The organism is Paenibacillus sp. P4_E11 (assembly GCF_056401635.1).
The window spans coordinates 1-13,487 of record NZ_JBFUIX010000077.1 but is presented as its reverse complement, the minus strand read 5'-3'; the positions used below and the strand labels follow the sequence as shown (position 1 = coordinate 13,487).

The 13,487-nt window shown below is 48.3% G+C and carries 4 protein-coding genes and 1 pseudogene; all 5 read right to left on the bottom strand.

Annotated elements, in window-relative coordinates; translation table 11 throughout:
* Positions 1 to 40: 40 nt before the first annotated feature.
* Positions 41 to 1,555: a hypothetical protein gene (locus tag AC1DWB_RS23970; RefSeq protein ID WP_477543615.1), complete on the bottom strand. Its 1,515-nt coding sequence runs from the start codon at positions 1,553 to 1,555 to the stop codon at positions 41 to 43.
* A complete protein-coding gene (locus AC1DWB_RS23965) occupies positions 1,552 to 7,560 on the bottom strand; it encodes an Ig-like domain-containing protein (RefSeq protein WP_477543614.1) in 6,009 nt (2,002 codons plus the stop codon). The genes AC1DWB_RS23970 and AC1DWB_RS23965 overlap by 4 nt, the downstream gene beginning before the upstream one ends.
* A 112-nt stretch (positions 7,561 to 7,672) precedes the next feature.
* Positions 7,673 to 9,283: an NHL domain-containing protein gene (locus AC1DWB_RS23960; protein WP_477543613.1), complete on the bottom strand. Its 1,611-nt coding sequence runs from the start codon at positions 9,281 to 9,283 to the stop codon at positions 7,673 to 7,675.
* Between the two features lie 125 nt (positions 9,284 to 9,408).
* On the bottom strand, positions 9,409 to 11,553 hold the full coding sequence (locus tag AC1DWB_RS23955) for a hypothetical protein (protein ID WP_477543612.1): 2,145 nt from the start codon (positions 11,551 to 11,553) through the stop codon (positions 9,409 to 9,411).
* A pseudogene (locus tag AC1DWB_RS23950) lies at positions 11,553 to 13,487 on the bottom strand (hypothetical protein); the annotation flags it as partial. The gene AC1DWB_RS23955 and the pseudogene AC1DWB_RS23950, both read right to left, overlap by 1 nt.

Below are 13,487 nucleotides of genomic sequence, written 5' to 3'. Positions count from 1 at the left end.
AAAACCGGCCCATAGGCCGGTCATCTCGATGGATTATTTATTATGCGGTTCCTTCCCCATTGAACGGGATCAGCAAGTACAACAAGAATTTCAAGTCATCAAGGTCGGGCGCTCCTCCAGACTGGTCGAAATCATAGATTGACGTAGGACTCCATTGTTTGGCTAATCGTACCGCATCCTGCAGATTGAACGCCTCTCCGGGCGCAGCAGTCGGCTGCTTTAGTGGGATCACCGGCAGTGTATTCCCGCTGAGTGGGCCAGTTTGTATGAATCGAGGCATATAGCCTGATTCATCAATTGCTCCTGCCGTACTAACTACATAGGTCCCCTCTTCTTTATTGGGAAAGGTCACCTTACCCTGCTCATCCGTGTATGCATAAGAAGGAAAATGAAAATACACATTACGGGCGTATACCTTGATGTTTGCCAGATTCGGATGATCAGGCGCAGTAAGCTGGACCGTCCAGAATTGACTAATGTCGTATTCATCTACCCTGGATAGACCACACTCGGAGCAAGAGTCTTTACTAACCCTTACAGTATGACTTTCTGCAGGTCCCTCTTGTCTCGTGATTGTGAGTTTAGCTTGGTGCTCCCAGGACGGGAATTCCCAACTTTCATAATCCAGTATCATGTCCTTCCACAGAAACAATAAATTGGGTGCCGGATTGCCAGCTATCCCGTTCAGCCCCAGAATGCTACTCCCATCCAGCTTTTCAATACTGATCTGGCTATTGTTGTACTGGTAATCATAAAATCTAAGCTTGAGCAAACCCTTACCGTTGGCAAGAGGTCCGATATACGTCCCATCAGCATATGCGCGATCCGAATTACTCGTCGAGGCCCCATCTTGGACAATCGCGAATAGCGACTTGATACCTCCTAGAGAGATATTCGAAAATACGAATTGGCCATTGCCGTTCAAGGAACCTGCCTGTTGTAAATCGAGCGGACTAGTTAACGTTGCACCGGTTCCATTAACCAGTCTGGTTGAAGCTCCTGCCCTACTCGGACGATAAAGGAAAATATCATAAGTCACATCCGGTATTTCATTCGTCCGGTAGTACTCATCCTGAGATCGGTATGAATTGTCCTCCAAGTCGAACTGAAAGTTACTGATCGGCTTGATTAGAACTTTGTCCCATTGGAGACTCGGGAGAATGGAGATGTTGATCATTCTCCCTAGACTCGCTAGATAGGTAAAGGTTGCTTCAGATCCGGCCCAGGGATAAGCTGAGCCATGACCTTCTTGATTGATCCATATCCCTGAAACATTTTGAACTCCAGGGGCTTTCAATACAATATCATATTGTTCTCCCCCGTCCTCTGGTAGAGCAATATTAGCAGCTGAGTAGCATGACGTCGTCCCTGTATTGTGGCTGTAGACAGCGGCGTACACACTCGTTGTGACGCTGACGCTACCACAAGGGATCACGGGAGCGCTCGGCAGCACGGCCGCTACCGCCTTTGGGGGGAAGCTGGTCCCTGAGGCGAAACCCAGGGCCAACAGGAATCCAAATGCGACCGACAATTTAATTAGAATGGATCTTCTCATGCGGGAGGACCTCCAGGTGTGAGCGTGATGATGGAATCGGTCTTGATATACTTGGGATCCCCAGGAGTAGTTATGGTTGAGTCGCCGATGATTTCGTTAGCCGCATTCACGACCAACACCTTCGTAATTCGAATCATACCCGGATTACCCGAGTTTACGTAGAATGGAATAGTCACCAACCTTTCGCCTTCCTCACTCACCTCATTGTCTGTCGTTATTGAAAAGTTGGTAGCTACATAAATGAATTTTCGCAATGTTTCATTAACATATTGGACATTATTGACCGTGGTCGAAAATCCAGGCTCCAGCACGGTCCCATCCGTCACATTTTCACTGATCTGAATCGAGTTCGAATACTCCAGATGCACTTCCACCCCATACACCGCACGGTGCCCCATGAAGTCCTTCATGTTCACTTCGAGCGTGAACATTTTCCCCGGATACACGAACAGATTCGTTCCTGCACCTGGTACGTTCAAGGACACTTCGGGTACGACATCCGAGCTAACAACGGTTACCCCAGTCATTAGAGGTACGAAGACATTGCCGTTTTGGTCTTTGAGCTTGACATAGACCGTTTTTGGACCAGGCCCAGGCGTCAACTGATAGTCAGCCTTAAGTTCACTATACGCTACCCATGGACTATAAGAAACCTCTTCCCCTGTATTGGAAAAGCTCATTTGCATCCCTACAGACGCATCGTTCGTGGAAATCCTTAAGGTCACGAAATTACTGTTTACAACGCCTCCGGAAGCTTCGATAATCTGAACACTTGCCGAATTTACGGTTATTGGCAGCAGAGAAGCATATGTATAGTTACCTGCCCGATCCTCCGCCTTCGCGCTTAAGTTTTCATAGGTCCCTTGTGCAGTAAATACGTAGGGGATCGTGACACGCCCATCTGCACCGGCCACGTGACCCATGGTTTGTATGACCTCAGATCCCACAGTCTTGCGAATGTATACTGTCGCATACGGCTCCGTTTGCAAGACGATATCCTTATATGATGAGGTTATCGTGGTGATAGTGTTTGGGTCCACAAGCGTAATCGTAGGCTCAGTTGTGTCAAGTGTAATGACGGGTACCTCAATCGTGACTCTATTATCTTGCGTATCGGTGACTTTGATGTTGTAATGGTAAGCCCTTTGCTCATTCAACGGTACGCTCAGTGTAAGCTGGCCATTAAGCTCTGGTGGGAACGATAATGGACCTCCCCCTTCGACTGATTCTGAGATCGTCCTCGGAGTCGCAGTGCCACTAGTAATTACCGTCTCACCTTCCATGACTACCACTTTTGCCCCAGTTTCAGTAATTAGGCTGATTGCAGCACTTGTGGACCTGGTCCATAACGGTGTACTAGGATTTGTGATAACCACCGTTGGTGCTATAGTATCCAGTGTGACTTGTATGTCCGCTCCAGGGCTTTCGTTACCCGCAGCATCCGTCGCTTTCACTACAAAGTAGTACTTACCGTCGGCTGTCACACTAACTGGTACATTCACCACCATCGTGCCAGCTCCAATTCCCGTTCCGACGGTACTCGTGCCTTGGTACACCTTAATGGTGGAGCCTTCTTCGGCCGTTACCGTCAGTACCTTCTCGCTCTCCGCGTTCCAGTATGCAAGTGCGCTGATCGTTGGCGCGTTTGGCGCAACCGTATCCAGCTCCACGCTTTTCTCGGCTTCGGTACTCGTATTAAGCGCTGCATCCGTTGCAGTCACACGGTACGTGTACGTGCCGTCTGCCGTTACCGTAACCGGTACGATCAACGAAGCTGCTCCAGCTGTTTCCGTATAGAACGGTGTTGGAGAGTTCCCGCTGTATACCTTCACCGTTGAGCCTTCTTCGGCCGTTATTGTCAGTTCTCGCTTCATATTCAAGGCATTCCAGTGTACAAGTGCGCTGATCGTTGGTGCATTTGGCGCTACTGTATCCAACTTCACGCTCTTCTCGGCTTCGGTACTCGTATTAAGCGCCTCATCCGTTGCCGTCACACGGTAAGTGTATGTACCGTCTGCCGTTACCGTAACCGGTACGATCAATGACGTTGCTCCCGCCGTTTCCGAGTAAAACGGTGTTGGAGAGTTCCCGCTGTATACCTTCACCGTTGAGCCTTCTTCTGCCGTTATTGTTAGTACCTTCTCGCTCTCCGCGTTCCAGTGTGCAAGTGCGCTGATCATTGGTGCGTTTGGCGCTACTGTATCCAGCTTCACGCTTTTCTCGGCTACAGTGCTCGTATTGAGCGCTGCATCCGTAGCAGTCACACGGTACGTGTACGTGCCGTCTGCCGTTACTGTCACAGGGACGGTCAACGATGCTACTCCAGCGGTTTCCGAGTAGAACGGTGTTGGCGAGCTCCCGCTGTAAACCTTCACCGTTGAACCTTCTTCAGCCGTTATTGTCAATACCTTCACGCTGTCTGCATTCCAGTATACTGGTGCGTTGATCATTGGCGCGTTTGGCGCTACCGTATCCAGCTTCACGCTTTTCTCGGCTACAGTGCTCGTATTGAGCGCTGCATCTGTAGCAGTTACACGGTACGTGTACGTTCCGTCTTCTGTTACCGTCACCGGTACGATCAATGACGTTGCTCCCGCAGTTTCGGAGTAGAACGGTGTTGGCGAGTCCCCGCTGTACACCTTCACCGTCGATCCTTCTTCGGCCGTTACCGTCAGTACCTTCTCGCTCTCCACATTCCAGTATACTGGTGCGCTGATCGTTGGGGCTTCTGGCGCTGCTGTATCCAGCTTTACGCTTTTCTCAGCTTCGGTACTCGTATTAAGCGCTGCATCCGTTGCAGTTACACGGTACGTGTACGTGCCGTCTGCCGTTACCGTCACGGGGACGGTCAACGATGCTGCTCCAGCGGTTTCCGAGTAGAACGGTGTTGTCTCACTTCCGCTGTACACCTTCACCGTTGAGCCTTCCTCAGCGATTATCGTCAATACCTTATTGCTCTCCGYRTTCCAGTATGCTGGTGCGCTGATCGTTGGGGCTTCTGGCGCTGCTGTATCCAGCTTTATGCTTTTCACGGCCTCCATGCTCGTATTGAGCGCCGTATCCGTTGCAGTGACCCGATACGTATACGTTCCGTCTGCCGTTACCTTCACGGGGACGGTCAACGATGATGCTCCAGCGTTTTCCGAGTAGAACGGTGTTGTTGCATTTCCGCTGTATACCTTCACCGTCGAACCTTCCTCGGCGATTATCGTCAATACCTTATTGCTCTCCGCATTCCAGTATGCTGGTGCGCTGATCGTTGGGGCTTCTGGCGCTGCTGTATCCAGCTTTATGCTTTTCACSGCCTCCATGCTCGTATTGAGCGCCGTATCCGTKGCAGTGACCCGATAMGTGTACGTGCCGTCTGCCGTTACCGTCACGGGGACGGTCAACGATGMTGCTCCAGCGKTTTCCGAGTAGAACGGTRTTGTYKCACTTCCGCTGTAYACCTTCACCGTYGARCCTTCCTCRGCGATTATCGTCAATACCTTATTGCTCTCCGCATTCCAGTATGCTGGTGCGCTGATCGTTGGTGCTTCTGGCGCTGCTGTATCCAGCTTTATGCTTTTCACGGCCTCCATGCTCGTATTGAGTGCTGCATCCGTGGCAGTGACACGGTACGTGTATGTTCCGTCTGCCGTTACCGTCACGGGGACGGTCAACGATGCTGTTCCAGCGTTTTCCGAGTAGAACGGTGTTGTTGCACTTCCGCTGTATACCTTCACTGTTGAGCCTTCTTCGGCCGTTATTGTCAGTTCTCGCTTCACACTCAAGGCATTCCAGTATGCTGGTGCGTTTATCGTTGGCGCATTTGGCGCTACTGTATCCAACTTCACGCTCTTCTCGGCTTCGGTACTCGTATTAAGCGCCGCATCCGTTGCCGTCACACGGTAAGTGTATGTGCCGTCTGCCGTTACCGTCACCGGTACGATCAACGACGCTGCTCCAGCGGTCTCGGAGTAAAACGGTGTTGGAGAGTTCCCACTGTACACCTTCACCGTTGAGCCTTCTTCGGCCGTTATTGTTAGTTCCCTCTTCAAGTTGTTAGCATTCCAGATAGGAGGTGCATCAACTATTGGGGCTGCTGGAGCTAACGTATCCAAATTCACGCTCATTTCAGCTGCCAGGCTCACATTTCCAGCTGTATCCGTAGCAGTGACACGGAACGCATAAGCCCCGTCCGTACTAAAGGTCACCGGCACCACTTCATACGTAGCACTCGTCACCGTACCTGTATAGAAAGGTGTCGACTGTTCATTCAAATACACTTTCAACTGAGATCCCAACTCAGCACTCACCTGCAACTGCTTCACACTACTCGCATTCCAATAAGTCGGCAATGCAGCAATTCTCGGCGACTGCGGCGCAGTCCGATCGACACTAATACTCGGCAGCGAGACTTTGCTGCTGAGTGTCCCAACGCTATTCGTCGCATCCACCTGTAGTTGATACGTACCCTCATTCAGCACGACATCAAATGTAATTTCTCCTCCAGCCCCCACAATTTGTTCGGCCAGCTTCTGAGAAGAATTCCACAGACGGATCGTATTACCTATAGTCCCCCCAACCCGTACCGTCACGCTTGCCGCATTCGTAATCACCGAGTTGACCGGGCTTTTCACCACGGGCGTCCCTGGAGGTTGCACAGGCTGAACTTCCGGCTCCTCTGAGCCAGAGCCTGGCTGCTGCGTTCCGGTCCCCGAACTCGGTTGCTGCGTCCCCGATTGTGTACCCGATTGCTGCTGCTCGTTCTTTTTCTTATCAGCATCAAAGCGAGCTTTCTCCTGATCGTTCAGCCCCTGCTTGTAATTGTTTTCGGTTTCACTCTGTTGTTGCTGCTGGGCCTGACGATTCGCTTCTTCCTGCTTAGCCTTTTCTGCTTCCAGTTGAGTGAACAAAGCCGCATTTTGCCGAATTCGCTCCTCGTCCTGCCGGCGTTGTTCATCTTGTCTTTGCTTGCGTTCAGCCTCAAGACGAGCCAGTTCAGCTTCCTTGGCCTTTAGTACATCTGGATCTGTTGCGATCGTCTTGTCGAATGGTTTGACGTTGTTCAAATCAATCCTCTCACCGGTAGTACTCTGATTCACTTTATCAATGAGGGCATTCATTTCCTTGGCATCAAACTTGTTGCCGTCCAGTGCTGTCTTGGCAATATTCGCAACGAGGCTTGTCAGGTTATCACCGAACTTGGCCAACGTGTCTTTATTCGATAAGTCCAAGCCGGATTTCGGATCAATCTGCTTTTCACCGCTACCAACTTGTTGGATCATCGCATTGTTCTCTTCCGAAATCTGCTGTATCGTCGTGATGAGTTGCTCGATCATCTCCTTGGAGGCTCGATTCACAAACTCGGTGATGTCGAGTGGAGCAACCCCTACAGAAGGATCGGCCGCTCCCGAATCAGGTAATGTAAATTGCTGTCCGGGATAAATGTTGGCTGGAGTGGAGGAATCCTCTTCGTTGGATGTGCCGCCAGAACCTGTAGGGGACGCTTGCAATACACCCGAAGCCATAATCGCAAAAATTTGCCCAAGCCTCGTTTCAATGTACCCATTGGACCCACGCACACCCATAACGGCTGTCGGAGTTTCAACCTCGAATTCGTCATCGGCATTGACCAGTTTTTTCACCTTGAACCATAGCGACCCCGCCCACACTTTGAGCTTGGATTTCTTACCTCCCGCCGCTTCAACGAGACTGGAAATATACAATTCCGTATTCTCGCCAATCGTGACTTCATCATCCTGATCCACAATCTTAAGCACAACGCTGGCTCCAGACTCTGTACGGATATGATCACCCTGATTTAAGCTCATCTCCTCAAAAGCTCGATACTCATTGGAGCCTCCTGCTTTCGTTACCATGACGGTTCCATTAATCGAGGAGATAATCGCGGCTCTACTATCCTTGGCTTGTACTCTCGAAGAACTGATTAAGGCTGAGGAAAAAAAACTGACACTTACAGCAACGCATAAAGCTAACATAAATTTAATAAACCGACTCATTCTGCTCCCCACTCCTCATCTTGCATGCAACGTAATACCCAAAATTTATAAAAAGATGCCAGCACTTCTGCCGGCATCATCATCGAGTCGATCATTCATCTGTGTAGGGAAATCATCTTAAAATAACGGTCTGTGTAGCCCCGTGCCATTGCACATCAAGGCCAAGCTCTTCCGTGAAGAAACGAATGGGAACATAGGTCAAATCTGACTTAATATAAGGAGCGACATCAATCACCTTCGTCACGACCGGCGAATTCGGTACGATCCGTTTGATCTGTTCCTTACCAATCGTAAGTTCAACACTCACACTACCCTTCGATAACCGAACGGTTCGTTCGCCAGTTGTCGCATCGTCATTGAATTTCACATCATAACCAAGTGCTTCCGTAATCGCACGTACTGGCACTAATACCCGACCGTTTACATTCTCGGGTGCTGCTTCGAATACTACACGATTGTTGCCGTTCAACACTTTGATAACCCCGTCGTCCCTAATGTCTGCAGGGAGTTCATAGAAGGCCAGTTTCCGAATCTTATTATTATAAGCATCCGCGATCCAGACGCTTCCATCCGAGGTTACAGCAACATCCGTAGGATTTTGCAAGCCCGCTTTACGGTCAGGACCATCTGCAAATCCGCTCAGACCGTCGAGATCGCCAGCCAACGTCGACACCATTCCATCCTTGATGTAACGGATCGAGTGGTTCAAGCTATCCGCGACTAACAATCCACCCTGTGGTGTAACAGCAAGACCTTTGGGGTAGTTGAAGTGAGCTTGGCTCGCTTCCCCGTCCACTAGATCTCCTTCAGCATACAACGCATTCTTCCCATAGATGGATGCTGTTCCAGCAGGAACCGCACCTGCCACAGTAGTCACTTTACCCGAAGACAAATCGATATATCGGATCAATTGATTCCCGGTGTCACTGACATAAAGATTACCCTTCGCATCGAGCGCCAAGCCGGCAGGTTCGTTGAACTTAGCCGTCTTCAAGTCACCGTTCGCATAATCTCCCCCAGGCACCACCTGACCCGGAGCGACTTCAACCGCTCTAGTAGACAAAGCATTCAGAGTCGTCACGGTTCCGTCTGTCGCAATTTTACGTATAGCGTTATTTAACGTATCCGCGACATATACGCTCCCATCGGCTGCAACAGCCACATCCTGTGGAGAATAGAAGCTGGCGTCCTTGCCTTTCCCATCTTTTCTTCCTAGCACGCCACTTCCCGCTAGAGTTGTAACGTTGCCAGCTGTGTCGATCTTGCGGATCGCATGATTGTCCGCGTCCGCGACGTATACATTGCCTTGCTGATCGGCGGCCAATCCCTTGGGCTGTTGGAAGACGGAAGCCGCTGCTTTGCCATCGACTAGCCCGCCGATCGGATTGTCATACTGGTCTCTCTTGAACGTAATTCCGGCATAGGCGGTAAGCTGGTCTCCACTGAACTTGCGAATCAGATGGCTCTTGGAATCCGCCACCAGTAAGGAACCGTCAGCCAGCGGCAGCAAACTCCATGGGGAACGGAATGTAGCGGAAGCAGCAGCGCCGTTCGATTCTCCATTGTCCCCCTTTCCGGCTGCAGTGGTGATGCTTCCCAGAATTTGATTATCGCTCCCGACAATCGCTTGCTCCACTGGAACCGCAGCCCACGCCGCGGTTGTGCTTCCAAGTAGCAAGGCTGCTCCTAGAACAGGGATGCTTAATTTGCGCAAAGGTTTCATTGCGTGCTCCTTCTAATCCATTTATTTTGTTATGAGCCAAAGTCGAATGGCATCATATACCGCATAACTCAATGTTGGAACTCAAGCCAGAACGATCCTATTCGGTGTAATGCCGATATTAATCGTCAATCCGGAATGTGGTGAAAGTGTGGAGTTGTTAGGGATTGCAAATATTGATAGTCAGCTTTGTTAGACAAGCCGTCCTGATTAAAGTCGAGGTTACGACTCTCGATGAGCCCCTTCGAGAACCGAACCAAATCCTTTATAGTAATAGGCCCTGAACTCGAAGGACCCTCAGTCCTAATCCTAATCGCGTTAAGCGTCAAATTACCGTCTACAGCTTTATTAAAGTTATAGCCGTCTATGTCCGCATTGCTAGTTTGAACATAGTCATCAACAAAAAATCCCGGGACTGTCTTGACCTTCCACAACCCGTATGCCACATTGCGAGTGACACCCCTGCCATTCTCATCCGTTTCAACAATAATGGGTTCTGTGTAGTATGGCTGCGGGTAAACAGATTCCAGATAAATAGATTTATGAGCATATGGTTCTGTGGACGGTAATCCTGCATCATTCAATAACGCTACTTGTATAAAGACTAACGGAACATCCACTTCTTTGACATTTGTACCTAGATTAAAAATGCTTTCATCTAATTGTCCGTGTGTAAATTTCATGCTATAGCCCTTAATATCATCTAAGCGAATCGAGAAATTTCCCCAATAATATTGTATAGACGACTGATCAGATGGAGCACCCTCTTGATACAACTGGAAACTCCCATCCACTTCTGGAACTTCAGCCATATCCGATAATGACAAGACGTCACCAGAAACGGTCCGTAAAGTTGGGAAGTAGTCTCGGGTGTTATTTTCATGAACCATTCCTGCCCTTACATCAAAAACTGTCACTTTCTCGCCGATAGTCAACTCAGATGATTGAGATTGCGCCAACTGTTTAGCTAAAAACTCTGATCGTTCAAAGTAATAACCATTGAAAAAGTAGGAAATTTTCCCAAGTGTCAAGTTTTCTTGATAATGGATTGTTTGTGTACGGTCTGTCTGGATGTCGATGGAAGATTCAATTAGTTCAAATGCATGTGTCGCAAAACTTAATCCAATATCTGCAGAAACGTCACTGTCTAACGATTCAGTTTTAAAGCTTACGCTCTTCATCTTGCCTGGATCTCCTTCCAACCGAATAACCGTTGGTGTGGGAGTTGGACTTGGTGATGTGCTAGGGCTTGGAGTCAAAAGCGGCGGTATAGTTCCCGTCAATAGACCCACTGGTTTGGACAAAATATACGTATGATCCGTTGTTTGAATCTCTACATATTGTATGAGATCAATAGATTCATCAAGAGGAATGAAATAGTGCACGGTGGCATTATAATCGGATAAATCTTGATTAAGAATCGAATAGTTCCGATGACTCGAATTACTATTAAATTGATTGTTGATGGACAACACTTGTGATCCCACTACGCTTGTTACTCTGAAACTTGATGTCACGGGATGCCAATCCTGAGCATCGATATCCAACTCAATTTGACGCAAGATATCAGGCCCTGGTTCATAGTCATTATAAATATCAATTTGGGACATATAGTAGTGCTTCTCACCATTCACTGTCTCTTCGATCAATGCGTCAAAATAATCGTCATATACGTTTGAGAGATAATAATGACCTGCTGCCGGACTAATAATCGTCAACTCTGAACCGTCTTCATTTTTCAACGATTTTAATACGGGTTGTCTGGAGTCATGCACAATATTTACTTTTATCAGCAGAGCGTCGTTATAGAAATACCCAATCGGAACAGTCTTCTCTCCGTTGTTTCCAATAACGGCGAACAGTAGTTCATCCGGTTCAACAGGCACATTGAATAGATGACCGGTTCCAGTTTCACTATCAATAAAACCTTGTTCTGACACAACTTCACGATCCACATCTACGATCTTCAAGGATTGACCTTTGTAACCGGGGTCCACAAACATGAAATCATAAGTAGCTTTCGATTGAGCCTCAAGATTTACAATAGACAAATTGATTTCTTGTAACTCATTTGTATCAGTAGAAGAACACTTCGTCATTCCCGTGTCCGGACTATATACTGCGGAATAAACCGAACCCGATACAGTGGGGCAACCCGAAGCATTTACTGCAGAAGCAACTCCAGGAGATATTAATCCGACCAAGGGCACTAGACCCATAGTCAATACGACGATTAGCATAATAGATATAAATCTCGATGAACGTCGGCTCATTACACGCCACCTCCAAAGTTATCGGCGCTTAAATCTGTGATTTTCGCTCCACTGTCGTTAACTAACATCAAGTTCAATTCAAATCCCCCTGGAACAGGTCCTACCCATGAGTCAGATACTTTCAACGTAAACCGTATCAGTTTTTTCGTTCCCGAAACGTCGATGTTACTTACCACAGAAGAGCTAGGCTCCGAGTAGTTCGATATCACATACACAATCTCTTTATCATAATAAACTGACTTCTCAGTTACACTGCCCACACTTGTATCTGGTACAAATATCTTATTCTCGTAAAACGCAGGATCAGTAGAAGAATTTACCCACTCGAACAGGCCCACATATGACAAATGCAATTCTGCTCCATAAATGGCGTTGGTCCCAGTGAAATCATTCAATTCAACGTCCACATTCACCTTTTGACCTGGATTAAGCAACAACGGTGTAGTAGGTCCAGTCAGCGTAGAAGGTGTAGCTGTAAACGTAACGGTCGGAATCACCTCCACGGTTATTGTGAGTGGATCCGACGATAGACTACTGTTACCAGCTGCATCAACCGCTACTGCCGTGAATGTACTAATGCCGGATAAATTATGGACCGTAAACGAAGATGAGCCTTGTGCATCGACGGTCTTAGTTTCGATTACAGTTGAGTCCTTATATAGGGTTACCTGCGACAATAATTCTGCTTGAACCTTGATCGTCTGAGTCGTATCTGTTGTCACCAACGGACCTACCGGCGAAGTAATAACCGGTTTATTTGGCGCAGTCAGGTCAACAATAATCATAGGTACAGGAACCGAAGCACTTGTACCATTCGCATTTGTCGCCCGGACTTTATACGAATGAACGCCTTCACTCAATCCAGTCAAACTTATCGTAGATGGAGTATTGCCTTGACCAGCTGTCGATTGAACAACTGTTTCTCCTTCTACCAATTGAACCGTAGTGCCAACAGCTGATTTCAGCTTAATGCTGGTTTCATTCGGAGTTGTCTTATTAATCGTAGTCCTGGATACAGATATATCAGTTGGCGCAGCCGGAGCTGTGACCGGAACCGGATCAGTTCCCGTCCCTGTATCCCCTCCGTTGCCATTGTTAGCAGGTGGATTCGTCGGCTGTGTCGGTTTAGGAGTCTCATTATTGTTCTGCTGTTGCTCCTCCTGCTTTTTCTTCGCCTCCTCGGCCTTCTTCTTGTCTTCATCATACTTCTGTCTCTCTACTTCGCTTAGACCGTTCCTGTATGTGTCCTCTGCGTCTTTATTGGCTTTATCTTTAGCGTCTTTATTAGCCTGTTCCTGCTTCTTCTTTGCTTCTTCCAATTGTTTTAGCAATGCCTCGTTTTGCTTCTGCTTATCTTCCCGTTGCTTCTTGTCCTTCTCCAGTTGCTGCTGACGCGCCGCTTGGAGTTTCTTCAGCTGTTCTTCCTTTGCTTTCTGAATTGCTGGATCAACACCAATCGATCTGTCGAATGGCTTGACATTGTTCAAGTCGATCTTCTCGCCCGTGGTAGATTGGTTCGCCTTGTCGATCAAGGACTGTAGCGTATCTTTATCTACCTTATTCTCCTCAAGTGCGCTCTTCGCGATGTTAGCGATCAAGTTATTCAGGTTGCTTCCGAATTGGCTCAACGTTGCTGGATCGCCAAGAGACAAACCGGTCTTGGGATCGACCTGCTTTGACCCGTTGCTTACATCACTAATAAATTTCTCATTCTCCTCGCGAATCTGCTGAATCGTCTCCAGGAGCTTCGTTATTACGGCAGGAGATGCAGATTGGACGAATGTATGGATATCCAGACCGGATACATTGGCCGTCGTATCGGAGGATTCACCCTCATTCTGCGTGAATTGCTGACCCGGATAGATCGGAACTTCACCGGAATCTGTTGAACCGTTCGTACTGTTGGTCGACAATACGCCCGAAGCCATCATAGC

Bases quoted from the DNA above. Each gene is read 5' to 3' on its own strand.
- AC1DWB_RS23970 (WP_477543615.1), bottom strand. From the start codon at position 1,555: ATGAGAAGATCCATTCTAATTAAATTGTCGGTCGCATTTGGATTCCTG.
- AC1DWB_RS23960 (WP_477543613.1), bottom strand. From the start codon at position 9,283: ATGAAACCTTTGCGCAAATTAAGCATCCCTGTTCTAGGAGCAGCCTTG.
- AC1DWB_RS23955 (WP_477543612.1), bottom strand. From the start codon at position 11,553: ATGAGCCGACGTTCATCGAGATTTATATCTATTATGCTAATCGTCGTA.